This window comes from Herbaspirillum sp. (assembly GCF_035644555.1).
GTDB lineage: Bacteria > Pseudomonadota > Gammaproteobacteria > Burkholderiales > Burkholderiaceae_D > Herbaspirillum.
In genome coordinates, this window is sequence record NZ_DASQOH010000052.1 from 71998 (window position 1) to 96784 (window position 24787).

Consider the following 24787-nt stretch of genomic DNA (forward strand, 5'->3'; position numbering starts at 1 on the left):
TACTTTTTTGGGTCGCAACGATGTTTTTTCGTTGTAATACGAATTCCAGACCCCCGCCTTTCCCCGTATTGCGGTTAGGTAAATGGCAGCAACTCCGTTACACTAGGGGCTTCCATCGTCCGGGCGAAGCTTGCCCCGGCCTTTATAACAATTGCGCGAAACGAAACTTTTGAGCCAATTTCCCTATTCCATTCCCAGCCGGGAAGAGATCCTCGGCATCCTGCGCACTTCGTCCGGCGCGCAAAACGCTGCCGCACTGGCAGCCGCGCTTGGCGTCAAGCCTGAAGAAATGGATGGCCTGACGCGCCGCCTCAACGCCATGGAGCGTGACGGCCAAATCAAGCCGGATCGCGCCGGTCATTACAAACTGACCCATTCACCCGACTTCATCCTGGGCCGCGTTTCCAGCCACCGTGATGGCTTCGGTTTCCTGCTGCCCGATGATGGCAGCGCTGACCTGTTCCTGCCCGAGAAGGAAATGCAGAAGGTCATGCACGGGGACCGCGTCCAGGCCCGCATCGTCGGCACCGACCGTCGCGGCCGTCCGGAAGGGACCATCGTCGAAGTGGTGGAGCGCGCCAACAGCCACGTGATCGGTCGTCTGCTCAACGAGAACGGCGTCTGGGTGGTCGCCCCCGAAGACAAGCGCATCGGCCATGACGTGCTGCTGGCCGGCTCGCCGGGCAAGGCCAAGGCGGGGCAGGTGGTCAGCGTCGAACTGACCGAGCATCCGTCACGCTATACCCAGCCGGTGGGCAAGATCGTCGAAATCCTCGGCGACATCGACGACCCCGGCATGGAAATCGAAATCGCCGTGCGCAAGTACGGCGTACCGCACGAATTCTCCGAAGCGGCCAAGAAGCTCTCGGCCAAGCTGCCCAGCGAAGTCAAGGCGGCCGACCTGAAGGATAGGGTCGATCTGCGCGATGTCCCGCTGGTCACCATCGACGGTGAAGATGCCCGCGACTTCGATGACGCGGTCTATTGCGAACCGGTCAAGATCGGTCGCACCAAGGGTTACCGCCTGATCGTGGCGATCGCCGACGTCAGCCACTACGTCAAGCCCAACGATGCCCTGGATACCGACGCGCTGGAACGCAGCACGTCGGTCTACTTCCCGCGCCGGGTCATCCCGATGCTGCCGGAGAAGCTCTCCAACGGCCTGTGCTCGCTGAACCCCGACGTCGATCGCCTGACCCTGGTCTGCGACGCCGTGATTACTGCCAAGGGCGAGATCAAGGCCTACCAGTTCTATCCCGCCGTGATCCACTCGGCGGCCCGCCTGACCTACACCGAAGTGGCCTCGATCCTGGGCAATACCAAGGGGCCGGAGGCGGCGCGCCGGATCGGTCTGGTGCCGCACCTGACGCACCTCTACGAAGTCTTCCAGGCGCTGCTGACGGCGCGCCAGGCGCGTGGCGCCATCGACTTCGAGACCACCGAGACCTACATCGTCTGCAATGCCGCCGGCAAGATCGAGAAGATCCTGCCGCGCACCCGCAACGATGCGCACCGCCTGATCGAGGAGTGCATGCTGGCGGCCAACGTCTGCGCGGCCGACCTGTTGAAGCGTCACGATCATCCGGCGCTGTACCGTATCCACGCCGGCCCGACCAAGGAAAAACTGACCCAGCTGCGGACCTTCCTCAAGCAGGTGGGCCTGACCCTGGGTGGGGGCGACACTCCCAGCGCGTCCGACTATGCGGAACTGATGCCCAAGGTCAAGGCGCGTCCGGATGCGGTCCTGATCCAGACCATGCTGCTGCGCTCCATGCAGCAGGCGGTCTACAGCCCCGACAACATCGGTCACTTCGGCCTGTCCTACGAGTCCTACGCGCACTTCACCAGTCCGATCCGTCGTTATCCCGACCTGCTGACCCATCGTGCCATCAAGGCCGTGCTGCAGGGCAAGCGCTACGAGCCCAAGGGTATCGACAGCAGCGCACTCAATACCTCGATCTCGCCGGCCGCCCGCAAGGCGCAGGCACTGCAGCGCGCCACCGACAAGGCCGCTGGCAAGAAGCCGCGTGGCGAGAGCGCCCTGGCGATCTGGGAAGCGCTGGGCCTGCACTGTTCGGCCAATGAACGTCGCGCCGACGAGGCCTCGCGTGACGTGGAAGCATGGCTGAAGTGCTACTTCATCCGCGACAAGCTGGGCGAGGAATTCACCGGCACCATCGCCGGCGTGGCCACCTTCGGCATCTTCGTGCAGCTCGATGCGCTTTATATTGAAGGCCTGGTGCACGTCACCGAACTGGGGGCAGACTACTTCCAGTACGACGAAGCGCGCCACGAACTGCGCGGCGAACGCACCGGCATCCGCTACCAGCTGACCGATCGCGTGACCGTGCAGGTCAGCCGGGTCGACCTGGATGCACGCAAGATCGATCTGTCGCTGGTCAACGAACCGGGCATCCGCACCCTGATCAAGAACGAAGCCAAGCGCGCCGAAAGTGCCGCGCGCGGCAAGTCAGGATCGGCCAGGAACGCCGCCGGCGGTGACGCCGGCCAACCGGCACCCCGTGCCAAGAAGGGCGCCGCGCCCAAGCCGGCCGCCGTGGCCGCCAAGGGCAAGGGGGCCAAGGGTGGCGCCCAGGCCAAGACCGGCGCCAGCCACGCCCGCGCTGGCGAAGCCGACCGCAAGCGTGCTGCCGCCAAGGGTTTCAACAAGGGCGGCAAGAAGAAGCGATGAGCATGTCCCCGGCCGCCAGCTGCCCAGGCAGCCTGCGTGCGGGTTTGATGGAATGATTTGACCGCAAGACGAAAGACACAAGCAGGATCTATGAAGAGCAAAATGATTTTCGGCTTCCATGCCGTGACCTCCCGCATCCGCCACGAGGCTTCCTCGGTGGACGAGATCTACGTGGATGCCGAGCGCCGCGACCGCCGCATGCTGGACTTGCTGCATGCGGCCAAGGAAGCCAATGTGCGCATCATCCAGGCCGACGACCAGCGCCTCGCTGCCATGGTCGGTACGCGCCGTCACCAGGGCGTGGTGGCCAAGGCCGCGGCACTGTCGCTGGCACGCACCCTGGACGAACTGCTGGACGCCGTGGTCGGTCCGCCGCTGCTGCTGATCCTTGATGGCATCACCGATCCGCACAACCTGGGTGCCTGCCTGCGCGTGGCCGATGGTGCCGGCGCGCACGCCGTGATCGCCCCCAAGGATCGCGCCGTGGGCCTCAACGCCACGGCCATGAAGGTCTCCAGCGGCGCCTCCGATACCGTGCCCTACATCACCGTCACCAACCTGGCGCGCACCATGCGCGACCTGAAGGAGCGCGGCGTCTGGATCATCGGTACCTCCGACGATGCCGAGAAGGGCTTGTACGAGGGTGACTTCACCGGCCCCACCGCGCTGGTCATGGGTTCCGAAGGCGAGGGCATGCGTCGCCTGACCCGCGAGACCTGCGACGTGCTGGTCAACATCCCCATGTTCGGTTCGGTCGAGAGCCTGAACGTGTCGGTGGCATCGGGCGTGTGTCTGTACGAGGCGCGACGTCAGCGCTTGCCCAGATAAGTCCGGTCATCTCCGCATGACAGCATCGCCGGACTGCGTGTCCGGCGATTTTTTTTGTCGTTCCACTTTTTGTTCAACGTTCCAGGAAGGTCATCATGTTCAGCCGACTCAGAGAAGACATCGCCAGCATCCGTGAGCGCGACCCCGCCGCCCGCAATAGCTGGGAGGTGCTGACCTGTTATCCCGGCCTGCATGCGGTGATCCTGCATCGCTGGGCCAAGGCCTGCTGGCAGGCCGACCTGAAGTGGCTGGGACGCTTCATCTCGCAGCTGGGGCGCACGTTCACCGGTATCGAGATCCATCCCGGCGCCACCATCGGCCGCCGTGTCTTCATCGACCACGGCATGGGCGTGGTCATCGGCGAGACCGCTGTGGTCGGTGACGATTCCACCATCTACCAGGGCGTGACCCTGGGCGGTACCTCGCTGTCCAAGGGTGCCAAGCGCCATCCCACCCTGGGACGCGGTGTCATCATCGGTGCCGGTGCCAAGGTCCTGGGCGGATTTACGGTGGGCGACGGCGCCAAGGTCGGCTCCAATGCGGTGGTGACCAAGGAAGTACCGGCCGGCGCCACGGCGGTTGGCAACCCGGCGCGCATCGTCGAGCGTAATCCAGGGCCGGTCGAGCGCGACCAGGCGGCAGCCCGGCTGTTTGCGGCCTATGGCGTCATGCCCAATGGCGACGATCCGCTGTCCAAGGCGCTGCATGGCCTGATCAACCAGGTGGCGGCGCAGGAGCAGCAGCTCGAGGTGGTGCTGGCCGCCTTGAAGAGTGCGGGCATAGGGTGTCGACGACTGGAAGAAACAACGCACTTCGACGCCGCCCAGTTGAACCGGCTGGTCGATTGAAGTGAGGTCGGAGTCCGCAGCCGGGATCATGCCGGCTGCGGTGGGAGGCAGGGCAGGGGAGCGGTGGTTCAGGAGATCTCGTCGCCCTGGGCATCATGCCGGTGCAGCACGCCGTCGGCGCTCAGGCTGATCCAGCCACCGCGCGGCGTCTCGACGTCGTATTCCCAGTCCGGCAGGACGTAGCGCAGCCTGGGGGGCTCACCATCGTCCAGACGATGCAGGGCAGGGCGGTGCGTATGGCCGTGGATGAGCACGTCGCTTTCAGTCTGCGTGAAGAGCGCGGCGATGGCATCGGCATTCACATCCATGATGGCCATTTCCTTGCTCTGGTTGGCATCCTGGCTGTTCTTGCGGATGCCTTCGATGATGGCCTTGCGCTGCGCCAGTGGCATCGCCAGGAACTGCTGCTGGTAGGCCGGCTGCCGCACCTGGGCGCGGAAGGCCATGTAGGCCAGGTCGTCCGTACACTGGGCGTCGCCGTGCGCCAGCGCCAGGCGGCGACCGGCCAGGGTGACCACCGTCGGGTCGTCCAGCAGGGTCATCCCTGCGGCTTCCGCAAAGCCCTGGCCCACCAGGAAATCACGGTTGCCGGCCATCCAGAACAGTTGCACGCCATGCTCCTGCACGGCCTTGAGGGCATCGGCGATCTGCCGGTTGTAGGGCGTGACCAGGTCATCGTCGCCGGCCCAGTATTCGAAGATGTCGCCCAGCAGGTAGAGCTGTTGCGTGCGCCTCGCCTGGTGTTGCAGGAAGGACAGGAAGGCCGCCGTGGTACGCGGCAGGGAAGCTTGCAGATGGAGGTCGGAAACAAAAAGCGCAACCGTCGGTTGCGCTTTCTGCATGAACTGGAAATCAGTCATGGTCGGGGTGAAGAGGGTCTGGCTCAGACCACTTCGGCCTTCTCGATCACCACGTCTTCCGCCGGGACGTCGGCGAACATGCCGGAGCGGGTGGTCTTGACGCCCTTGATCTTGTCGACCACTTCAGTGCCTTCGACGACCTTGCCGAAGACGCAGTAGCCCCAACCGTCCTGGCCCGGGAAATCCAGGAAGCTGTTGTTCTTGACGTTGATGAAGAACTGCGCCGAGGCCGAGTGCGGGGCGGCGGTGCGGGCCATGGCCAGGGTGTAGGGCTCGTTCTTGAGGCCATTCTTGGCTTCGTTCTCGATGGGTTCTTTGGTTTCCTTCTGCTTCATGCCGGGTTCGAAGCCGCCGCCCTGGATCATGAAACCGTCGATGACGCGGTGGAAGATGGTGCCGTTGTAGTGACCTGCATTGACGTAAGCCAGGAAGTTTTCAACGGTCTTCGGCGCTTTTTCCGCGTCCAGTTCGATCTTGATGTTGCCGTGGTTGGTGGTGAGCAGAACTGCCATGTTGAATCCTTTGCTTGAGGGTAAAAATAAAAAAACGAGGCGGGCAACGCTGGCCCGCCTGGCATGCCGGTGCGGTTCAGACCTACTTGACGATGCTGGCCGATTCGATCACCACCGGAGTGGTCGGGACATCACCGCCGCCGGTGCGCACCTTCTTGATCTTGTCGACCACGTCGGTGCCGGCGATCACCTTGCCGAACACCGCATAACCCCAACCATCCTGGCCCGGATAGTCCAGGAAGCGGTTGTTGGCGACGTTGATGAAGAATTGCGCGGTGGCCGAGTGCGGTGCCGAGGTGCGCGCCATGGCGATAGTATAAACCTCGTTCTTCAAACCGTTATTGGCCTCGTTCTTGATGGGGGCATCGGTGGGCTTTTCGCGCAGGTTCTGGTCCATGCCGCCGCCCTGGATCATGAAGCCGTTGATGACGCGGTGAAACACCGTGCCGTTGTACTGGCCCTTCTTGACGTACTTCAGGAAGTTGTCGACCGAGACCGGGGCTTTTTCCGGGTTCAGCTCGACGGTGATGTCGCCCATGCTGGTTTTCAGCAGTACGCGGGGCGCGTCAGCGGCCAGCACGGGGGAGGCCAGCGTAGCCGACAGGGACAGGGCTGCTGCCATGCGCAGCAGGTGACGACGAGAAATGATCATGCGTTGCCTTCGTAAATGATTTTCCATTGCGACCCCTCACGCACCCAGTACTGGCGCTTGCGGATCGCGTTCTTGCTCTTGCCGACGGCACTCTCCTGGGTGAAGGTGCTGACGATCATGTCTTCCGGTGTGCCGGGATAGCGGAACAGGCTGACATCGCGCAGTTTGACACTGGTATAGCGCGCGCCGTTCAGGCTCTTCTGCTGGCGGCCGAACCAGGTGCTCAGGTTTTCGCCCTGGGCCGAGCGGAATTCGGGGGAATAGTACGACAGGACCTTGTCGGCATCCGCATTTTCCAGCGACTGGCCCCAGTCTTCCAGCATGGCGCTGGCGGCGTCACGCTGCCTGGCCCATTCCCCCTTGTCCACGAACTGCACGTGCTGGCTGATCACCACCACGGTCTTGCCGACCTCGGCGGTGGAATACAGATTCTGCAGGTCGGGATTGGCCAGCACCACGCAGCCATCGGAGGACAGCGGCGGACGGCTGAAATTGTCCGAGGGCGTGCCGTGCAGCCAGATGCCATAGCCGCTGCGGCCATTGCGCTTATCCCATTCATTGGGGTAGGACAGGGGCAGGGCGCCAGTGCCATAGAAATCGGGCAGCTTGGGGCCGGGGATGCGGTTGTTGACGTAGTACACGCCGATGGGGGTGCGCTGGTCGCCGGACTTGGTCTTGTTGGCGCCGAAGCGGCCCTGCGAGACATAGTAGTCGGTCTGGTATTTCAGTTCGCCGCCCTGATTCTCGTAGACGTACAGGCGTGAGCGGGTGGTGTCGACCACCAGCACGTTCTTCTGGTCTTCGCCGACCTGCAGCACGGCCTTGGGGATCAGTTGCGGGTCCGGTTTTTCCTGTAGCGAGCGGATGCGCACCATGGCCTCGTCGCGCAGTTCCTTGAGCTTGTCGGCCGGGCCATCGGCCATGGCGCCGAAGTTGCGCACCGGGCGTGCATGCATGAGCAGCAGGTCGCCGCGCACCAGATGCCCCAGGCGGAAGGTCGGATAGGCCGCCACCAGGGCGTCGGCCTTGTCCTGGGCTTCGCGCAGGCGATTGGCGCCGAGATCCTTGTAGATGTCGATGAGCAAGGCTTCCGGATCAGGCTTGGCCGCCGGGCTGCCGGGTGGACTGCTCTGCGGCGGAATCGAAGAAGAAGAGGCCACGCTGCCCATCGAAGGCAGAGCTGCCAGACACAACATCAGCAGGCGTCCCAGCATGCGCATGGAACGCCCTTGCAAAGCGCTAGCCACCAATTACCCTCCCGATCGTTCCTGTTTGATCAGCCATCGATTGCCCTGTTTGACGAAGATCAGGGTCTTGCGGCTGTCCACCGTCAGCCGATCAGAATTATATATCTGGCGATAGCGCACGGTGGCGGTGTTGCCATTGATGCTGACCGTGGCATTGCTGACCTTGACGCTGATGCGGCCCTTGTCCTCGATGCGGGCGCGGCGTTCTTCGGCCCATTCCTTGCGGGATGCGCCCTTGGGGGTGTCGAAGTCGCTGGCGTAGTGGCCCAGGTAGCCGCGCACATCCTTGTCGCTCCACGACTTGGCCCAGCCGTTCAGGGCCGCCAGTACCGCTGACTTTTCCTGTTCGGCGCTGGCTTCGGCCTTGGCCTTGTCCTTGTCGGCGCGGGCCTTGTCGGCCTTGGCCTTTTCGGCGGCGGCCAGCTTGTCGGCACGCGCCTTCTCGGCGGCTGCCTGGGCGGCTTTTTCCTTCTCGGCGCGGGCGGCCTGTTCCTTGGCCAGCCTGTCGGCCTTGTCCTTTTCCTTCTGGGCCAGCAGTTCGGCCTGCTTCTGCTCGGCGGCAGCCTTGTCGGCGGCGGCCTTTTGGGCGCGCGCCTGCTCGGTGGCCAACTGCTCGGCACGCGCCTTGTCGGAGCGCGCCTTGTCGGCAGCGGCCTTGTCAGCGGCAGCTTTTTCCGCCGCCGCCTTGTCGGAAGCAGCCTTGTCGGCGGCCGCCTTGTCCGCTGCGGCCTTGTCTGCCTGCGCCTTTTCCTTGTCGGCGGTGGCCTTGGCGATGGCGGTCTTCTCGACTTCTGCCTTGTCGGCGGCAGCCTGCTGGGCTGCCTTTTCGGCCGCCAGGGCCTTGGCGCGCTGCTGCTGTTCAGCCGCGCTGGCATCGGCCTTGGCCTTGGCTTCGCGCTGGGCGGTGGCAGCCGAGGCCAGACGCGGCACGGTGCCACCGGTGGTATTGCCGTTGAGCGAGCGCAAGAGCGTCAGCTTGGGTTGCGGCACGTTGGCGCCCGGATCGATCTGCAGCGCCTTGTCATAGGCCTGGCTGGCCAGCTTGGCATAGACGTCGCCCAGGTTTTCCAGCGCCGTGGCATAGGTCGGGTTGGTGCGCATGGCCATGTCCAGCGCTGAACGGGCCTTGTCGTACTGGCCGTCGGCAGCATACAGCACGGCCAGGTTGTTGTACGGCTCAGGCAGGTCCGGGAAGTCTTCGGTCAGCTTGCTGAACACCGCGATGGCCTCGGCAGAACGGTTTTGTTCTGCTAAGATCAGGCCCTTCGTAAAACGCAGTTGCGCATCGCGCGGGTGTTTCGCCAGTACGGCATCGGTCCTGGTCAGCGCTTCGGCATATTGCCCTGCCCGCATCAGCTTGTTGATGTCAGACATTTCACTGGCATGCGCATGGCTGGCAGGCACCCCGAACAGGGCGGCCACCAGGCTGGACAACACTGCCGTCCGGTGGGCAGTCTTGCTGATCAAACCGCGCAAACCATGAATGGATGTCTGTTCTTGTGATTCTGGGGCCATGGTTTTATCGATGCTATACTCGAAGAAATTCGAAGAAAGCTGGCATTTTATATCAAACAAGTACGACAAAAAGAGGTTTGGCTGCCGTGACCCGTTCATGTTGCAACTGCTGCTAGAACAATGATCCCCAGGCAGGGGCGTTCCTGTGCCGAGTCCTTTGGCGGCACGAACCCCACGCAAAAAAGCATGAACCCGGCGCCTACTGCGGTACCGCCAAACCTAGAATTCCCATCCCATGAGCGAGCTCAAGATTTACAACACGCTAGCGCGTGATAAGCAGACCTTTTCCCCGATCGAACCCGGCAAGGTGCGCTTGTACGTGTGCGGCATGACCGTCTATGACTACTGCCATATCGGCCATGCACGGGTGCTGGTGGTGTTCGACATGGTGCAGCGCTGGCTGCGCGCCTCCGGTTACGACGTGACCTATGTGCGCAACATCACCGACATCGATGACAAGATCATCAAGCGCGCCCTGGAAAACGGCGAAACCATCAGCCAGCTGACCCATCGCTTCATCGACGCCATGAACGAGGATGCCGGCGCCCTGGGCGTGCAGCGCCCCGATCACGAGCCGCGCGCCACCCAGTACGTGCCGCAGATGCTGGACCTGATCGGCAAGCTGGAAAAGAACGGCCTGGCCTACAAGGCCAGCGATGGCGATGTCAATTACTCGGTGCGCGACTTTCCCGGCTACGGCAAGCTCTCCGGCAAGTCGCTGGACGATCTGCGCGCCGGCGAGCGCGTCGATGTCAACACCGGCAAGCGCGACCCGCTGGACTTCGTGCTGTGGAAGGCCGCCAAGCCGACCGAGCCCGACGAGGCCAAGTGGGATTCGCCCTGGGGCTGTGGCCGTCCGGGCTGGCACATCGAGTGCTCGGCCATGTCCAGCGACCTGCTGGGTGACCATTTCGATATCCACGGCGGCGGTCAGGACCTGCAGTTCCCCCACCACGAAAATGAAATCGCCCAGTCCGAAGGCGCGCACCAGCACACCTTCGTCAATTACTGGATGCACAACGGCTTCGTGCGCATCGACAACGAAAAGATGTCGAAGTCGCTCGGCAATTTCTTCACCATCCGCGACGTCCTGAAGCAATACGACCCGGAAGTGCTGCGCTTCTTCATCCTGCGCGCGCACTATCGCAGCCCGCTCAATTATTCGGATGCGCACCTGGACGACGCCCGCCAGGCCTTGACCCGTCTGTATACCGCCTTGAAGGATGTGCCGCCCGAGGCCGGCGGCCTGGTCGCCGACGAAGCCCACGCCCAGCGCTTCGCCGATGCCCTCAATGACGACTTCAACACTCCTGTGGCGATCTCGGTGCTGTTCGAGCTGGCCAACGAGGTCAATCGCAGCCGCTCGCCGGCGCAGGCGCGCCAGTTGAAGGCGCTGGCCGGCGTCCTTGGCCTGCTGCAGCGCGCGCCGGGCGAATACCTCAAGGGCGGTGTCAGCGCAGCCGGTGGCCTGGACGAAGCGGCCATTGCAGCCCTGATCGACGCCCGCAAGGCGGCCAAGGCAGGCAAGAACTTTGCCGAAGCCGACCGCATCCGTGCCGAGCTGACCGAGGCCGGCATCATTCTGGAAGACAAACCGGGCGGCCTGACCGAATGGCGGAGAGCTTGATTTGAATACCAACCGAAAAGCCAGCGAGCTCGATCCCAGCCTGATCGTCCCGGCCTACTGGGAAGAGGCCAAGGCCGAGCTGATGAAGCGTGACCGCATCATGCGCAAGCTCATCCCGCAGTTCGGGGACCTGCAATTGACAGTGCGCGGCGACGCCTTCACCACGCTGGCACGTTCGGTGATCGGCCAGCAGATTTCGACCAAGGCCGCCAATGCGGTCTGGCAGCGCTTCCTGGAAGCCTGCCCGCGCTGCACGCCGGGCCAGGTGATCCGTAGCGGCCCCGAGGCGCTCGCTGCCTGCGGCCTGTCCAAGCGCAAGGCTGAATATATTCTCGATCTGGCGGCCCACTTCAAGGCCAAGACGGTACATCCCGACAAATGGACGGAGATGGAAGACGAAGCCGTCATTGCCGAGATGATCCAGATCCGCGGGATTGGCCGCTGGACAGCCGAGATGTTTTTGATATTTAATCTGCTGCGCCCGAACGTGCTGCCGCTGGATGACCTGGGATTGCTCAAGGGCATCAGCGTCAGTTATTTCTCGGGCGAGCCTGTCTCGCGCAGCGATGCGCGCGAAGTCGCCGCGAACTGGGAACCGTGGCGCACCGTGGCCACCTGGTATCTGTGGCGCAGCCTGGATCCGCTGCCATCCGATTATTGATCCAAGGGGAAGAGGGCGCGGAGGCCTCTGGTGTATACTCCGCTCCTCTCAAGATTTAAGGCAAACCGATCCATCTGGACCATCGCGCCGCAACCCCCGCCGGGGCGGCCTCCCGCCGATGATCGGACTTGTTGAAAAGGAACACAATGAGTAAATCGACAACGACTTTTCTGGGCTTCGAGCAGGCCATCGCCGAGCTGGATGCCAAGATCGAAGAGTTGCGTTTTGTGCAGGACGACTCGGCCGTCGACATCTCTGAAGAGATCGAACGCCTGGTCAAGAAAAGCCAGCAACTGACCAAGGACATCTACGCCAAGCTGACCCCCTGGCAGGTGTCGCAGATCGCGCGTCATCCGCAACGTCCCTACACCATGGACTACGTGCGCGAAATCTTCACCGACTTCCACGAACTGCACGGCGACCGCACCTTCGCTGACGACCAGTCCATCGTCGGCGGTCTGGCCCGTTTCAATGGCCAGGCCTGCATGGTGATCGGCCACCAGAAGGGGCGCGACACCAAGGAACGCGCCATGCGCAACTTCGGCATGCCCAAGCCCGAAGGCTATCGCAAGGCCATGCGCCTGATGAAGGTCGCCGAGAAGTTCGGCCTGCCCATCTTCACCTTCGTCGATACCCCCGGTGCCTTCCCCGGCATCGATGCCGAAGAGCGCGGTCAGTCCGAAGCCATCGGCCACAACCTGTACGTGATGGCCGAGCTGAAGGTGCCGCTGATCGCCACCATCATCGGTGAAGGTGGTTCCGGCGGCGCGCTGGCCATCGCCGTGGGCGACCAGGTGCTGATGCTGCAATATGCGACCTATTCGGTGATCTCGCCGGAAGGCTGCGCTTCCATCCTGTGGAAGACCGCCGACCGCGCTGCCGACGCCGCCGAGGCACTGGGCCTGACCGCCCATCGCCTCAAGGCCATCGGCCTGATCGACAAGATCGTCAACGAACCGCTGGGCGGCGCCCATCGCGACCCCAAGCAGATGGCCGGCCTGCTCAAGCGTGCCCTGTCGGATTCGCTGCGCCAGTTCCAGGGCATGAAGACCAAGGACCTGCTGGCCGCCCGTCACGAAAAGCTGATGGCCTACGGCAAGTTCAAGGAATTGAATTCGGCGGAATAATTTCCCCACCGTTTCCGCTTCCTACGTTCAGGCGCCAGCGATTGCTTCGCTGGCGTTTGTCTTTTCAGCCGCCGCGTTTCCCATGTCCGATCATCCTTCCGCCTCCCACGACAAGACCCTGGCCAGCCTGATGCAAGCCCTGCAGGCCACGCTGGCGCTGGCCGGCTTCGACGCCCGTCGCGACACCCTGGCCGTGGCCTACAGCGCAGGGCTGGATTCCACCGTGCTGCTGCAGGTGGCCGCGCATTGGGCGCAGCAGGCGGGTGGCAGGCTGGTGGCCTTGCACGTCCATCATGGGCTCAGCCCTCATGCGGACGCCTGGCTGGACCACGCACAGGGCTTTTGCGACGCGCGCGGTCTGGTCTTCCAGGCCGAACGGGTACAACTGCAGCAGGTCGCCGACAGCGGCGTGGAAGAAGCGGCGCGCCTGGCGCGCTATGCCGCCCTGGGGCGCTTGTGTCGCCAGCAGGGCGCGCGCCTGCTGCTGACCGCGCATCACCTCGACGACCAGGCCGAAACCGTGCTGCTGCAACTGCTGCGCGGCAGCGGCCTGGCCGGTCTGTCCGGCATGGATCGCTGCAATGCTGCGCCAGCCTTGCTGGGCGATGCGGATACCCAGATGGCGCGGCCCTTGCTGGGCGTGACGCGGGCGCAACTGGAGAGCGTCGCGCTGGCGCTGTCGCTGACCTGGATCGAGGATGAATCCAACCGTGATCCGCGCTACGCCCGCAATGCCTTGCGTCATCAGGTCATGCCGGCGCTGGGGCAGGTCTTTCCCGGCTACCAGCAGCGACTGGCGCGGGCTGCGGGCCATGCCCAGGGCGCGCAGGAATTGCTGCGTGAAGTGGCCCAGGCGGACCTGGAGCAATGTCGGCAGGACGATCACCTGCGCATGCCGGCGCTGCGCCAGTTGAGCGAGCAGCGCTTCCTCAACCTGATGCGCCACTGGTTTGCGCTGCGCGGCATGCGCATGCCCTCGGCGGCCTGGATGCAGGAGATGCGCAGTCAACTGCTGCAGGCCGACATCGAAGCGCAACTGTGTGTCTCGCATCCCGATGGCGAGGTGCACCGCTATCGCGACCGCGTCTTCCTGGCCCCGCGCCGCAGGCCGCCGGAAGAGGGCGAGTCCCTGCAATTGCGCTGGCAAGGCCAGGCCCAGGTGCATGTGCCGGCCTTCTACGGCACGCTGCATTTCGAGCCTATCTCAGGTACCGAGGCTGACGCCGATGGCCGGGGCGGCTTCGATCCGGCCTGGCTGCAGTCGCAATCCCTGCTGATCTGCGGTCGCAGTGGTGGCGAGCGTGTCAGGCTGGCGCACAACCGGCCGGCGCGCAGCCTCAAGCAGCAATACCAGAGCGCCGATGTCCCGGCCTGGGAGCGACCTTACCTGCCGCTGGTGTGGGCCGGCGACACCTTGCTCCTGGCTGCCGGCATCGGCATGGACTGCAGTCGTTTCGTCACGCAGGGCGAACGCATCGCTTTGCGCTGGCAGCCTGACTGAATCCTTGGTTCCAATGATCTAAACAATATAAAAAATACCGCACCCTGGCCTCTGGCGAGGGTGCGGCATCCCTGTCATCCCTGACATGGGTGGGCGTGGCCGAAGACGAACCGCGCCCGGTCCTGCTCCTTGCGGACGGCTTACTTCTTGGCGCCGTCGGTGGCCGGCTTGGCTTGCTCGCCGGTGGCTTCCTTCTTTTCAGTCTTGGCTTCGGCCTTCTTTTCCGACTTCTTGTGCTTGACGTGATGCTTGGCCTTGGGCGCAGCTTCGGTCTTGGCGGCTTCGGTCTTGGCCGGTGCGGCGGCCGGTGCTGCTGCGGCGCCGGTCTGGGCAAACACGGGCAGGGTCAGGGCCGACAACAGGGAGGCAACGATGATGGTCTTGGTGTTCATGATGGTGTCCTTTCAAGGAGACGTAAATCGGTTCAGGTGTGTTGTGTATCAGTGATCGGTGGTACGGTGGCCTGCAGGATTACTTGGTCTTCGCAGCGTCGGTGGCCGGCTTGGCTTCGCTGCCGCCGCTGCCCTTCTTCTCCATCTTCTTTTCGGCTTTCTTGTGCTTGGCGTGATGGGTCGACTTGGTCTTGGCAGCGCTCTCGGTCTTGCCTGCTTCCGCCTTGGCCGGTGCGGCCGTGGTCGCGGCTGGCGCGGCAGTGGCAGGTGCGGTGGCGCCGGTCTGGGCAAACACCGGCAGGGCCAGCGCGGTCAGCAGGGAAGCGACGATGACGGATTGGGTTTTCATGGCAATTTCCTTTAGAAAGTGGTTGTTACGCTCGGCGCTTGATTCTGCGTAATCGCTTCCTCATTTCCTTGCGCCTTGCTTCCTATAACGAGCCGCCGACGTGCAGGACGACGTCAAAGTGTTTCAATTCATCGTGGATTTGTAAGCAATCGTTGCGGCTTTGCTTATAATGAGCATCTTCACTTTTTGCCTCACCGAGCGCCTCATGGACTACCAGACCTGGTTCACCTTCTTCGCCGCTGCATGCGTCATCGCCATCTCGCCCGGTTCGGGCGCGGTCCTGTCCATGAGCCACGGTCTCAATTACGGCGTGCGCCGCACCAGCGCCACCATCCTCGGGCTGGAGATCGCGCTGGTGGTGATCCTGGTCATCGCCGGGGCTGGCGTCGGTTCGCTGCTGGTGGCCTCCGAAACCGCCTTCAACGTCATCAAGGTGGCCGGTGCGCTGTATCTGATCTATCTCGGTTTTTCGCAATGGCGCGCGCCGGTGCCGACCGAGCAGCAGGGCGAAGCGCTGGACGCGGCCAATGCCGCCGCCCGCGCCAATCGTGGCCAGCTCTGGTGGCAGCGCTGCATGACCGGTTTCCTGACCAATGCCACCAATCCCAAGGGCATCGTCTTCATGGTGGCCGTGCTGCCGCAGTTCATCGACCACCAGCGTCCCCTGTGGCTGCAACTGCTGGTGCTGGCGGTGACCATGGTGGTGGTGGACCTGGTGGTGATGCATGGCTACGCGTTCGCGGCCAGCCGCCTGCAGCGCTTCTTCCGCAGCCAGAAGGCGATCAAGGCGCAGAACCGTTTCTTCGGTGGCGTGCTGATGCTGGTGGGCGCGGGACTGTTCTTCTTCAAGCGCACCCAGCACTGAACCACGGGCGCAGGCCCACGCGCCCAACAAAAAACCCGCAAGTCACAAACTTGCGGGTTTTTTTCATCCGGGCAGGCCGGTGAGGCCGATGGAATGGCCTGCGCCTGCCTTTTCCTTCACTTCAGCTTCATTTGTCCTTTTTCAAACACGACGACATGAAGGCCTTGCGCTCGTCGCCCTTCTTGCCGGCAGCGTCGGCGTTGCACTGCTTCATCTTGTCCTGCTGGGTGGCCGGTTTGGGCTGCTCCTTCTTCAGGCAGGACGACATGAAGGCCTTGCGGTCGTCTCCTTTCTTGCCGGCAGCGGTGGCGTCCGCATTACATTGCTTCATCTTGTTCTGCTGGGCGTTTTCCGCCATGGCGGGACTTGCCACCAGCAGCGGGGCGGCCAGTGCGAAAGAGGTGATGGCGATGAGCAATTTTTTCATTGAATACTCCCTGGGCAGTGTGGATTCGTCTGTCTGAAAATTCAGACGGGAGCATTACAGCATGAAAGTTTGCGACTGCCTAGCGTACGCAGTTCAGGTCACCCTCCTGGCAGCCGGCCAGGGCCTTGAGCTCATCGGCGCGCTGCCGGGTCTTGTCGGCCAGGCAGGTCTGCAGGGCCAGCGAGGCTGCCGAGCCGCCGGCGCTGGCGGAGCTCTCGAACCGGCAGGACAGGTCGCGGTATTTCAGCCAGGCCAGTTGCACTTCGCGCAGCTGGTTCTGCTGGGCCTTGTTCAGCTTCTCGCGGTAGGCCAGATAGGTGGCATTGAGGTCGCTGTCGTTCTGGGTCAGGGTCTGCGAGGCGCAGGCATTCATTTCGGCCTGGGTGGCGGCCTTGCTGCAATCGGCGGCGTAGCTGGCGCCGGCGCACAGGAACAGCAGGGCGCCCAGCAGGGGCAGGGGGGCTTTCATCGTCAGGAAACTCCGTCATGGTTAGCGGATGCTCGGGATAGAATTGCATTTTGCCTGTCTTAGAAGACAGTGCAGGGTCACGGTTCTCCCAGGCGTGCAACGAAATTGCAACAAGCCGTATCCGACCCTGCCGACCAAGGAGAAACACATGGGATTGAGCTGGTTGTCTGCCATCAAGTTGATTCCCTGGGGCGATGTGGTCCAGGCCACCCCGGGCATCGTCAAGGGCGCACGTGATCTGTGGTCGCGCACCCGCAAGGCCAAGTCGGCGGTGGAGGCACAGGAGGCCATGCCGGCGGCCAGCGATGCCGAACTGTTCGCCCAGCGCATCCGGCAGCTGGAGGCCGAACAGCTGGAAGCCAGCCAGTTGATCAACACCCTGGCCGAGCAGAATGCGCAACTGGTCGCCACCATGGACCGCATGCGCTCGCGTCTGCGGATGTTGACCGCCGGTTGCGTGCTGCTGGCCGTGGGGCTGGTGGCGCTCTGGGTGCGTTGAGCGCGTTGCTGGCTGATCTTGTATTCCGATTCGCCTTTTCTTTCACTTCCTCCTGGTTCCTGCATGTTCCAACAAGCATTGCGCATGACCCTGCGCGACTGGCGTACCGGTGAACTCCGCTTCCTGCTGATCGCCCTGATCGTGGCGGTGGCGGCCCTGTCGTCGGTGGGTTTCTTCGTCGACCGCATGCGCGCCGGCATGGCCCGCGACGCCCACCAGTTGCTGGGGGCCGACCTGCTGGTGGCCGCCGACCAGCCGCTGCCGGCGCAATGGGTGCAGCAGGCCAGCCAGCAGGGGCTACTGCAGGCCCAGACCCAGGTCTTTCCCAGCATGGCGCTGGCGGGCGAGGGCGATGCGGCACGTTCGGTACTCTCGTCCATCAAGGCCGTCACGCCGGGCTATCCGCTGCGCGGCCAGCTCAGGCTGCGCGCCGCCGATGGCAGCGACCGGCCGGCCGAAGGCATTCCACAGCCGGGGACGGTGTGGGTGGACCCGCAGATCCTGTCGCAACTGGACGTGAAGCTGGGCGATACCATCAAGCTGGGCGACCTGCCGCTGAAGATCGCCGCCATCATCTCGGTGGAACCGGACCGCGGCAGCGCCTTCGTCAACTTCGCGCCGCGGGTGATGCTGGGCCAAGCCGATCTGGCCGCCACCCATCTGGTGCAGCTCGGCTCGCGGGTGACCTACCGGCTGCTGATCGCCGGCCCGGCCGTAGAGGTCCAGCGCTACCAGAAGCAGATCGAGCGCCAGATTGACGCCGACAAGCTGCGCGGCGTGCGCCTGGAGTCATTGGAGAATGGTCGTCCCGAGATGCGCGCCACGCTGGACCGGGCCGAACAGTTCCTCTCGCTGGTGGGCCTGCTCTCGGCCATGCTGGCGGCGCTGGCGGTGGCCATGGCGGCGCGCCGCTTCATGCTGCGCCATCTGGATGCCTGCGCCATGCTGCGCTGTTTCGGCATGACACAGGCGCAGGTGACGCGGCTGTACCTGACCGAATTCATCGTCATCGGCCTGGCCGCCAGCGTGATCGGCATGCTGGTCGGTTTTGCCGCGCATTTTGCGCTGCTGCAGTGGCTGGGCAGCTTCATGCCGACCGCCTTGCCGGCGCCGGGCTGGGCTCCGGCGGTACAGGGCGTGGCCACCGGCCTGCTGTTGCTGGTCGGCTTTGCGCTGCCCCCCATCCTGCAGTTGCGCAATGTGCCGCATAACCGGGTGATCCGGCGCGACCAGGGCGCACCGCAGGCGATGACGGTGCTCACCTATGTGTTGGGGACGCTGGTCTTTTCGGGCTTGCTGCTGTGGCAGGCCGGTGACCTCAAGCTGGGCTTGCTGACCATTGCCGGCTTCCTCGGCGGCTTCGGCCTGTTCGCGCTGGTGGCCTGGCTGTGCCTGCGGGCGTTGCGCTCCATGCGCGGCCTGGTGGATCGCCAGAGCTGGCGCTTTGCCATCGACGGCCTGCAGCGTCGGCCGGCAGCCGCCGTGATGCAGGTGGTGGCGCTCGGGCTGGGCTTGATGGCGCTGCTGCTGCTGACCGTCATCCGTGGCGACCTGGTAGGTGCCTGGCGCCAGGCCACCCCGGCCGACGCGCCCAATCGTTTCATCATCAATATCCAGCCCGACCAGCGCCAGGCGGTGCAGCAGGTGCTGCAGCAGGGCGGGGTGAAGGACGCCGCCCTGTATCCGATGATCCGCGGCCGTCTGGTGCAGATCAACGGGCGCCCGGTCAACCCGGCGGATTATCAGGAAGATCGCGCCAAGCGCCTGGTCGATCGTGAATTCAACCTCTCCACCATGGCGGAGATCCCGCCCGGCAACGGCATCGTCGCCGGCCGCTGGTACGACGACCGCCAGCCGGAGGCCTCGGTCGAGCGCGGTCTGGCCCAGACCCTGGGCATCAAGCTGGGCGACCGCCTGCAGTTCGACATCGCCGGCCAGTTGGTGGAGGCGCCGGTGACCAGCCTGCGCAAGCTGGAGTGGGGTTCCTTGCGGGTCAATTTCTTCGTGATCCTGAACCCGACCCTGATGCGCGATACCCCGCAGAGCTGGATCACGGCGGTGCATCTGGATCCGCAGCAGGAAGCCCTGGGCAATCGCCTGACCCGCGACTTCCCCAATCTCACCGTGGTCGATATCGGCAGCGTGCTGCGCCAGATCCAGGAGGTGGTGGGGCAGGTGATTTCGGCGGTGGAGTTCCTGTTCCTCTTCACGCTCTGCTCGGGCGTACTGGTGCTATATGCGGCGCTGGCCAGTTCGCAGGATGAGCGGGTGCGCGAGGCCGGCCTGTTGCGTGCCCTTGGCGCCACGCGCCAGGAGCTGTCGCGGGCGCAGCGCATCGAAGTGCTGCTGGTGGGTTCGCTGGCCGGACTGCTGGCGGCCAGCGGTGCGGCTGGCATCGGCTGGGCGCTGGCGCATTATGTCTTCAATTTCGACTGGAGCTTCAGCCCGCTGGTGTGGCTGGCGGGCATGGGCTTGGGCGCTGCCTGCTCGGCGTTGGGCGGCTGGGCTGGACTGCGTCACGTGCTGCGTCGTCCGCCCCTGCAGACCTTGCGCGAAGCCTGAGCCGAGGCAGGTCAAACGCCCTGCAGATCGCAGCCGGCCGGCCCGACGATGGCAGGGCGGCTGCGGTATCATGGCGGTCTTATGCAAATCGAAGATCCCAACCAACCCACCACGTTCGAACTCATCGGCGGCGCTGAAAAACTGCGCGAGATGGTCGACCGTTTCTACGACCTGATGGACCTGGAGCCGGAGTTCGCCGGCATTCGCGCGCTGCATCCGCCTTCGCTGGAGGGCTCGCGCGAGAAGACCTACATGTTCCTCTCCGGCTGGACCGGCGGTCCCAGCCTGTACATGGAAAAATTCGGCCATCCGCGCCTGCGCGCACGTCACCTGCCTTTCCCCATCGGCATCTCCGAGCGCGACCAGTGGCTGCGCTGCATGACCTGGGCCATGCAGGACGTGGGCCTGCCCGACGAGCTGATGAAACGCCTGCTGGCGGCGCTCTACCAGACCGCCGACTGGATGCGCAACAAGCCCGAGTAAGCCCCCCCATGAACACATTCGAAATGATCCTGGCCGGCCTCGTGGTGGTCGGCATCGTCTTGCAGGTACTGGTGCTGCTGCGCGGCGGCTCGCGCGACGATCCGGGTGCTGCCATCGAGGACATGCTGCTGCAACTGCAGCAGGAGCTGCAACGCCACCAGCAGGACACCGGCGAGCGCATCGAGCGCGAGTTGCGCAGCCAGGTCCAGGCCAGCGCCCAGAGCACACGCCAGGAGCTGGGCAGCAACTTCGCCCAGTTGCAGCAGACGCTGGCCACGCAGATGTCCAGCGTGGCCGGCCTGCAGAACCAGCAGATCGATGGCTTCGCACGGCAACTGGTGAAACTGAACGAAACCAACGCCCAGCAACTGGACAGCATGCGCCAGTCCATCACGCTGCAGGCACAGGTCAACCGCGAAGAGCAGGCGGTTTCGCTCAAGCGCTTCGGCGATACCCTGAACCAGCAACTGTCGGCACTGACCGAATCCAATGCCCAACGCATGGGCGAAGTGCGGGCCACGCTGGAAGCCCGCATCAAGGATCTGCAGAACGACAACGCGCTCAAGCTGGAAGAGATGCGCAAGACCGTGGACGAGAAGCTGCATGCCACGCTGGAGCAGCGCCTGGGTGAATCCTTCAAGCTGGTCTCGGACCGCCTGGACAAGGTGCATCAGGGCCTGGGCGAGATGCAGCAGCTGGCCACCGGTGTGGGCGATCTCAAGCGCGTGCTGACCAACGTAAAGACCCGTGGCACCTGGGGTGAAGTGCAGCTGGAAATCCTGCTGGAACAGATGCTCACGCCCGAGCAGTACGCCAAGAACGTCGAGACCGTGCGCGGCACCGGCGAGCGCGTGGAATTCGCCATCCGCCTGCCGGGTGCGAAGGAAGAGGGCGGGCCGGTGTGGATGCCCATCGACGCCAAATTCCCCAAGGAACAGTACGAACGCCTGGTCGATGCCGCCGAGCGTGCCGACGCCGATGGCGTGGCCAGCGCCGGCAAGGAGCTGGAGCGCGCCGTGCGCAACGAGGCCAAGACCATCGCCGAGAAATACCTCTCGCCCCCGCTGACGACCGATTTCGCGATCCTGTTCCTGCCCACCGAAGGCCTGTATGCCGAGGTGATGCGCCGACCGGGCCTGTCCGACGATCTGCAGCGTACCTGCCGGGTGACCATCGCCGGGCCGTCGACGCTGTCGGCACTGTTGAACAGCCTGCAGATGGGCTTCCGCACGTTGGCGCTGGAGAAGCGATCCTCCGAAGTGTGGCAGGTGCTGGGTGCGGTCAAAACCGAGTTCGGCAAGTTCGGCGAAGTGCTGGCCTCGACCAAGGCGGCGCTGGAACGCGCTGCCCGCAATATTGATCAGGCCGAGACCCGTACGCGCCAGATGAACCGCAAGCTCAAGTCGGTGGAGGCACTGCCGGCGGAAAGTGCGCAGAAGCTGCTGGGGACGGCAGAACTGGACCTCGGCGATACGGATGAGGCGGTCTGAGCGGCTGATGCTTCGGCCAGAAAACGAAAAAGCGCGGCCTGGACCGCGCTTTTTTCATTCTGGGATGGCTTCAGACCAGCCCGTCGAACAGCACCACCGAGACCTCTTCGCCCGCAGCCACGTCGCCGCGCTCATGCTCCAGTTCGAGGATGCAGTTGGCGTCCGACATCGAGCGCAGGATGCCCGAGCCCTGCATGCCGGTCAGGCGCACGTTCCAGCGGCCATCGGCGTCGGGCGCCAGGATGCCGCGCTGGTATTCGGTGCGACCGGCTTTCTTGCGGATGGGCGTGGCGGTCGTCACCCGCAGGCGTGGCAAGGGCCGGGACTCGGCACCGGCCAGCCGCAGCAGGGCGTCGCGCACGAAGAAGGAAAAACTCACGGTCACCGCCACCGGATTGCCGGGCAGGCCGAACAGGTAGGCATCGCGCCCACGTGAGCTGATGCGGCCAAAGGCCAGCGGCCGGCCGGGACGCATGGCGATCTTCCAGAACGTCATTTCACCCAGGCTGGCCATGATCTGCCTGGTGTAGTCGGCGGCACCCACCGACACGCCACCGGAGGTGATGACGGCGTCGGCCTCTTCACAGGCGCTGCGAAAGGCTGCCTCCAGCGCCACCGGATCGTCCGGCACCACGCCCATGTCCAGCACCTCGCAACCCAGGCGGGTCAGCATGCCGTGCAGGGTGTAGCGGTTGGAGTCATAGACGCAGCCTGCGTCCAGCGGCTCGCCCACCGAGCGCAGTTCGTCGCCGGTGGAGAAGAAGGCCACGCGCAGGCGGCGCTGCACCGGAACCTCGGCGATGCCCAGCGAGGCCAGCAGGCCGATGTCGGAGGGCCGCAGGATGCGCCCGCGCGGCAGCGCCACGCTGCCTTGCATCAGGTCTTCGCCGCGCAGGCGGCGGTTGTCACCGGGCCGTACGCGCCCGGCCGGCAGGGTTACGCCCTGGTCGTCGGCGTCGGTGGTCAGTTCCTGCGGGATGACGGTGTCGCATCCGGCCGGCATGGGGGCGCCGGTCATGATGCGCACGCACTGGCCACGTTGCACGCTGCCCTCAAAGCGCTGGCCGGCATGGACCGCGCCGACGATCTGCAAGCGCTGCGCCTGGCCGTCGGCGATGTCTTCGCCGCGCAGGGCGTAGCCATCCATGGCCGAGTTGTCATGGGCCGGCACATCGATGCGGGAGATGATGTCCTGTGCCAGTACCCGCGAGAGCGCGCTGCGGATGGCCAGCTTTTCCACCGTCTCGATGGGGGTGATGAAGTCCTGGATCACGGCCTGGGCACGGGCCACGGTCATGGCGTGAGGGTCATAGCCGCTGATGCAGCTGACGATGTCGTTCAGGGAAGGATGGGTCATTGTTCTTCTTCGAGCCGTTGCAACTCCGGCGCGGTGTTGATGTTGCTGAAGGCGTGTTCTTCGGGGAATTCCACTTCCACGCAATGGAGGGTGGCGAACCAGCGCTCCATCTTGCGTTCACCCGTGGCCAGGAAGGCGTCCAGAGCGTCGCGGGTGCTCCTGCCGAGCAGGGCGCAGACCGGATGGCGTTGCCGGCCCTGCGCGCCGGTGGTGACGGCGATGGCGGCCTCGGCGCCGGCCTCGGCAATGGCATCGGCCAGGTGCGCCACCAGGTCATAGGGAATCAGCGGTGCATCGCAGGGGGCGCAGGCCAGCCAGGGGGTGGTGCAGTGGGCCAGACCACTCTGCAGGCCCGCCAGCGGGCCGGGGAAGCCGGCTTGCAGATCGCTCCAGACCGGATAGCCGAAGCTGGCGTAGTGCAATTGCGAGCGGTTGGCGTTGACGGCCAGGGTGCCGACCTGCGGCGCCAGCCGCTCGAGCACGTGCTGGACCAGTGGCTTGCCATGCAGCGGTTGCAGGCCCTTGTCCACTCCGCCCATGCGCGTGCCGCGGCCGCCGGCCAGCACCAGGCCGGTAATGTGGCTGGCGCTCAGGGTGTTGGCAGTGGGGGAGGCCATGGCGGGAGCGGTCGAAGGACGCAGACGGTAGCGCGAGGCCTAGCCGCCGATATAGGACATCTCGACCTTGCGCGCCGGTGTGGCCTGCAGGGCGCCGCGCAATTCGGAATAGCGGTCGCCCCGTTGGCCCCACAGTGCGGCGATGGCGCCGGCCATCTCGGCGTCGCTGGCACCATTGCGCAGGAGGCTGCGCAGATCGTGGCCTTCGCTGGCGAACAGGCAGGTGTAGACCTTGCCCTCGGTAGAGAGCCGGGCGCGCGAGCAATCCTGGCAGAAGGCCTGGGTCACGCTGGAGATGACACCGATCTCGCCGCCGCCATCGACATAGCGCCAGCGCTCGGCGGTCTCGCCGGTGTAGTTGGGGTCGGCCACCTGCAGCGGCATCTCGGCCGAGATGCGACGCACCACTTCGCTGGAGGGCAGTACCTCGTCCATGCGCCAGCCGTTGGAGCTGCCCACGTCCATGTATTCGATGAAGCGCAGGATGGCCGGTGTCCCCTTGAAGTGGCGTGCCATCGGCAGGATCTGGTCGTCGTTGACGCCTTTCTTGACCACCATGTTGATCTTGACCGGCCCCAGGCCGGCGGCGTGGGCGGCCTCGATGCCTTCCAGCACGCGCGCCACCGGGAAGTCGACATCGTTCATGCGGCGGAAGCTCTCGTCATCCAGCGAATCCAGCGAGACCGTCACGCGCCGCAGGCCGGCGGCCTTGAGTGCCTGCGCCTTCTGCTTGAGCAGGGTGCCATTGGTGGTCAGGGTGAGATCCACCGGCTCGCCATCGGGCGTGCGCAAGGCGGCCAGCATGGCGATCAGGGTCTCGATGTTCTTGCGCAGCAGCGGTTCGCCGCCGGTCAGGCGGATCTTGCGCACGCCATGCGCCACGAACTGGGCGGCCACGCGGGTCAGCTCTTCGAAGGTCAGCAGGTCGGAGTGCGGCAGGAACTGGTATTGCTTGTCGAAGACATCCTTGGGCATGCAATAGACGCAGCGGAAATTGCAGCGGTCGGTGACCGAGATGCGCAGGTCGTGCAGCGGACGGCCCAGGCTGTCGGCCAGCCAGCCGTCCGGTACCACCGGCACCGGCGCAATGACGCCTGCCGTGCCGGGCGAGGGGGCTTGCCGGTAATCGACGATGGGAATGACGCGCTTGTTCATACGGGCTGGCAAAGACGGGTGTGTAAAGATAGCACGGCTGGCGTCGCCGGGT

24 protein-coding genes are annotated in these 24787 nt (G+C 64.5%); 12 read left to right on the plus strand and 12 right to left on the minus strand.

The features are described from left to right. Positions 1-169 precede the first annotated feature (169 nt). The 3 genes from rnr to cysE all read left to right on the plus strand — a co-directional run bounded on the left by rnr (position 170) and on the right by cysE (position 4368). The gene (rnr, locus tag VE092_RS14115) at positions 170-2692 is read left to right on the plus strand and encodes a ribonuclease R (protein ID WP_324877733.1); all 2523 of its coding nucleotides are present in this window, start codon (positions 170-172) and stop codon (positions 2690-2692) included. A 90-nt stretch (positions 2693-2782) separates the two neighbouring features. Beyond that, positions 2783-3520: a 23S rRNA (guanosine(2251)-2'-O)-methyltransferase RlmB gene (gene rlmB, locus VE092_RS14120; protein WP_324877735.1), complete on the plus strand. Its 738-nt coding sequence runs from the start codon at positions 2783-2785 to the stop codon at positions 3518-3520. A 95-nt stretch (positions 3521-3615) separates the two neighbouring features. Then, the gene (gene cysE, locus VE092_RS14125) at positions 3616-4368 is read left to right on the plus strand and encodes a serine O-acetyltransferase (protein ID WP_324877737.1); all 753 of its coding nucleotides are present in this window, start codon (positions 3616-3618) and stop codon (positions 4366-4368) included. Positions 4369-4436: 68 nt separating this feature from the next. On the opposite strand, the gene VE092_RS14130 is transcribed toward cysE, so the two are convergent. The 5 genes from VE092_RS14130 to VE092_RS14150 all read right to left on the minus strand — a co-directional run bounded on the left by VE092_RS14130 (position 4437) and on the right by VE092_RS14150 (position 9154). Further along, complete coding sequence (locus VE092_RS14130; RefSeq protein WP_324877739.1) at positions 4437-5228, minus strand: UDP-2,3-diacylglucosamine diphosphatase; 792 nt, start codon at positions 5226-5228, stop codon at positions 4437-4439. Positions 5229-5251: 23 nt separating this feature from the next. Next, the gene (locus VE092_RS14135) at positions 5252-5740 is read right to left on the minus strand and encodes a peptidylprolyl isomerase (protein WP_077238520.1); all 489 of its coding nucleotides are present in this window, start codon (positions 5738-5740) and stop codon (positions 5252-5254) included. A gap of 82 nt (positions 5741-5822) precedes the next feature. Further along, a complete protein-coding gene (locus VE092_RS14140; RefSeq protein WP_324877742.1) occupies positions 5823-6392 on the minus strand; it encodes a peptidylprolyl isomerase in 570 nt (189 codons plus the stop codon). Then, positions 6389-7606, minus strand: a complete 1218-nt coding sequence (locus VE092_RS14145) for a L,D-transpeptidase (protein WP_324878027.1) — start codon at positions 7604-7606, stop codon at positions 6389-6391. The genes VE092_RS14140 and VE092_RS14145 overlap by 4 nt, the downstream gene beginning before the upstream one ends. A 36-nt stretch (positions 7607-7642) precedes the next feature. Then, the gene (locus VE092_RS14150; RefSeq protein ID WP_324877744.1) at positions 7643-9154 is read right to left on the minus strand and encodes a YybH family protein; all 1512 of its coding nucleotides are present in this window, start codon (positions 9152-9154) and stop codon (positions 7643-7645) included. Between the two features lie 235 nt (positions 9155-9389). Here VE092_RS14150 and cysS point away from each other — a divergent pair, with 235 nt between their 5' ends. The 4 genes from cysS (at position 9390) to tilS (ending at position 14070) form a co-directional block, all read left to right on the plus strand. Further along, entirely contained in the window at positions 9390-10781 is a 1392-nt protein-coding gene (gene cysS, locus VE092_RS14155; protein WP_324877747.1) for a cysteine--tRNA ligase, read from the plus strand. Between the two features lies 1 nt (position 10782). Next, the gene (locus tag VE092_RS14160; RefSeq protein WP_324877749.1) at positions 10783-11442 is read left to right on the plus strand and encodes a DNA-3-methyladenine glycosylase; all 660 of its coding nucleotides are present in this window, start codon (positions 10783-10785) and stop codon (positions 11440-11442) included. A gap of 146 nt (positions 11443-11588) precedes the next feature. Further along, a complete protein-coding gene (locus VE092_RS14165; RefSeq protein WP_006463559.1) occupies positions 11589-12569 on the plus strand; it encodes an acetyl-CoA carboxylase carboxyltransferase subunit alpha in 981 nt (326 codons plus the stop codon). 82 nt (positions 12570-12651) lie between these two features. Then, positions 12652-14070 (plus strand): tRNA lysidine(34) synthetase TilS, encoded by a 1419-nt coding sequence (gene tilS, locus VE092_RS14170; protein ID WP_324877751.1) that lies wholly within the window; start codon positions 12652-12654, stop codon positions 14068-14070. A gap of 140 nt (positions 14071-14210) precedes the next feature. Here the strand turns inward: tilS and VE092_RS14175 are convergent, their stop codons facing one another. Then, complete coding sequence (locus tag VE092_RS14175) at positions 14211-14462, minus strand: hypothetical protein (protein WP_324877753.1); 252 nt, start codon at positions 14460-14462, stop codon at positions 14211-14213. Positions 14463-14541: 79 nt separating this feature from the next. Beyond that, positions 14542-14811, minus strand: a complete 270-nt coding sequence (locus VE092_RS14180) for a hypothetical protein (RefSeq protein WP_324877755.1) — start codon at positions 14809-14811, stop codon at positions 14542-14544. A 205-nt stretch (positions 14812-15016) separates the two neighbouring features. Here VE092_RS14180 and VE092_RS14185 point away from each other — a divergent pair, with 205 nt between their 5' ends. Continuing rightward, positions 15017-15676: a LysE family transporter gene (locus tag VE092_RS14185; protein WP_006463555.1), complete on the plus strand. Its 660-nt coding sequence runs from the start codon at positions 15017-15019 to the stop codon at positions 15674-15676. A gap of 127 nt (positions 15677-15803) precedes the next feature. Here VE092_RS14185 and VE092_RS14190 read toward each other — a convergent pair whose 3' ends face one another. After that, positions 15804-16103: a PsiF family protein gene (locus tag VE092_RS14190; RefSeq protein ID WP_006463554.1), complete on the minus strand. Its 300-nt coding sequence runs from the start codon at positions 16101-16103 to the stop codon at positions 15804-15806. A 79-nt stretch (positions 16104-16182) separates the two neighbouring features. Then, a complete protein-coding gene (locus VE092_RS14195) occupies positions 16183-16572 on the minus strand; it encodes a lysozyme inhibitor LprI family protein (protein WP_324877758.1) in 390 nt (129 codons plus the stop codon). A gap of 148 nt (positions 16573-16720) precedes the next feature. Here VE092_RS14195 and VE092_RS14200 point away from each other — a divergent pair, with 148 nt between their 5' ends. The 4 genes from VE092_RS14200 (at position 16721) to rmuC (ending at position 21606) form a co-directional block, all read left to right on the plus strand. Then, positions 16721-17071 carry a hypothetical protein gene (locus tag VE092_RS14200; RefSeq protein WP_324877760.1) on the plus strand — a complete coding sequence of 117 codons (351 nt, stop codon included), beginning with the start codon at positions 16721-16723 and terminating at the stop codon, positions 17069-17071. Between the two features lie 63 nt (positions 17072-17134). Beyond that, positions 17135-19633, plus strand: a complete 2499-nt coding sequence (locus tag VE092_RS14205; protein ID WP_324877762.1) for an ABC transporter permease — start codon at positions 17135-17137, stop codon at positions 19631-19633. 81 nt (positions 19634-19714) lie between these two features. Next, positions 19715-20116: a group II truncated hemoglobin gene (locus tag VE092_RS14210; RefSeq protein ID WP_324877764.1), complete on the plus strand. Its 402-nt coding sequence runs from the start codon at positions 19715-19717 to the stop codon at positions 20114-20116. Positions 20117-20124: 8 nt separating this feature from the next. Next, positions 20125-21606 carry a DNA recombination protein RmuC gene (rmuC, locus tag VE092_RS14215; RefSeq protein ID WP_324877766.1) on the plus strand — a complete coding sequence of 494 codons (1482 nt, stop codon included), beginning with the start codon at positions 20125-20127 and terminating at the stop codon, positions 21604-21606. Between the two features lie 70 nt (positions 21607-21676). Here the strand turns inward: rmuC and glp are convergent, their stop codons facing one another. The 3 genes from glp to moaA are packed head-to-tail and all read right to left on the minus strand — an operon-like array spanning position 21677 to position 24735. Next, entirely contained in the window at positions 21677-22963 is a 1287-nt protein-coding gene (gene glp / locus VE092_RS14220) for a gephyrin-like molybdotransferase Glp (protein ID WP_324877768.1), read from the minus strand. Then, positions 22960-23580 carry a molybdenum cofactor guanylyltransferase MobA gene (mobA, locus tag VE092_RS14225; RefSeq protein ID WP_324877770.1) on the minus strand — a complete coding sequence of 207 codons (621 nt, stop codon included), beginning with the start codon at positions 23578-23580 and terminating at the stop codon, positions 22960-22962. Before mobA ends, glp begins: the two co-directional genes overlap by 4 nt. A 39-nt stretch (positions 23581-23619) precedes the next feature. Then, on the minus strand, positions 23620-24735 hold the full coding sequence (moaA, locus tag VE092_RS14230) for a GTP 3',8-cyclase MoaA (protein WP_324877772.1): 1116 nt from the start codon (positions 24733-24735) through the stop codon (positions 23620-23622). Positions 24736-24787: the final 52 nt, after the last annotated feature.

Coding starts and splice junctions, on each gene's coding strand:
- rlmB (WP_324877735.1), top strand. CDS start 2,783: ATGAAGAGCAAAATGATTTTCGGCTTCCATGCCGTGACCTCCCGCATC.
- cysE (WP_324877737.1), top strand. CDS start 3,616: ATGTTCAGCCGACTCAGAGAAGACATCGCCAGCATCCGTGAGCGCGAC.
- VE092_RS14130 (WP_324877739.1), bottom strand. CDS start 5,228: ATGACTGATTTCCAGTTCATGCAGAAAGCGCAACCGACGGTTGCGCTT.
- VE092_RS14135 (WP_077238520.1), bottom strand. CDS start 5,740: ATGGCAGTTCTGCTCACCACCAACCACGGCAACATCAAGATCGAACTG.
- VE092_RS14140 (WP_324877742.1), bottom strand. CDS start 6,392: ATGATCATTTCTCGTCGTCACCTGCTGCGCATGGCAGCAGCCCTGTCC.
- VE092_RS14145 (WP_324878027.1), bottom strand. CDS start 7,606: ATGCTGGGACGCCTGCTGATGTTGTGTCTGGCAGCTCTGCCTTCGATG.
- VE092_RS14150 (WP_324877744.1), bottom strand. CDS start 9,154: ATGGCCCCAGAATCACAAGAACAGACATCCATTCATGGTTTGCGCGGT.
- cysS (WP_324877747.1), top strand. CDS start 9,390: ATGAGCGAGCTCAAGATTTACAACACGCTAGCGCGTGATAAGCAGACC.
- VE092_RS14165 (WP_006463559.1), top strand. CDS start 11,589: ATGAGTAAATCGACAACGACTTTTCTGGGCTTCGAGCAGGCCATCGCC.
- tilS (WP_324877751.1), top strand. CDS start 12,652: ATGTCCGATCATCCTTCCGCCTCCCACGACAAGACCCTGGCCAGCCTG.
- VE092_RS14175 (WP_324877753.1), bottom strand. CDS start 14,462: ATGAACACCAAGACCATCATCGTTGCCTCCCTGTTGTCGGCCCTGACC.
- VE092_RS14180 (WP_324877755.1), bottom strand. CDS start 14,811: ATGAAAACCCAATCCGTCATCGTCGCTTCCCTGCTGACCGCGCTGGCC.
- VE092_RS14185 (WP_006463555.1), top strand. CDS start 15,017: ATGGACTACCAGACCTGGTTCACCTTCTTCGCCGCTGCATGCGTCATC.
- VE092_RS14190 (WP_006463554.1), bottom strand. CDS start 16,103: ATGAAAAAATTGCTCATCGCCATCACCTCTTTCGCACTGGCCGCCCCG.
- VE092_RS14195 (WP_324877758.1), bottom strand. CDS start 16,572: ATGAAAGCCCCCCTGCCCCTGCTGGGCGCCCTGCTGTTCCTGTGCGCC.
- VE092_RS14200 (WP_324877760.1), top strand. CDS start 16,721: ATGGGATTGAGCTGGTTGTCTGCCATCAAGTTGATTCCCTGGGGCGAT.
- VE092_RS14205 (WP_324877762.1), top strand. CDS start 17,135: ATGTTCCAACAAGCATTGCGCATGACCCTGCGCGACTGGCGTACCGGT.
- VE092_RS14210 (WP_324877764.1), top strand. CDS start 19,715: ATGCAAATCGAAGATCCCAACCAACCCACCACGTTCGAACTCATCGGC.
- rmuC (WP_324877766.1), top strand. CDS start 20,125: ATGAACACATTCGAAATGATCCTGGCCGGCCTCGTGGTGGTCGGCATC.
- glp (WP_324877768.1), bottom strand. CDS start 22,963: ATGACCCATCCTTCCCTGAACGACATCGTCAGCTGCATCAGCGGCTAT.
- mobA (WP_324877770.1), bottom strand. CDS start 23,580: ATGGCCTCCCCCACTGCCAACACCCTGAGCGCCAGCCACATTACCGGC.
- moaA (WP_324877772.1), bottom strand. CDS start 24,735: ATGAACAAGCGCGTCATTCCCATCGTCGATTACCGGCAAGCCCCCTCG.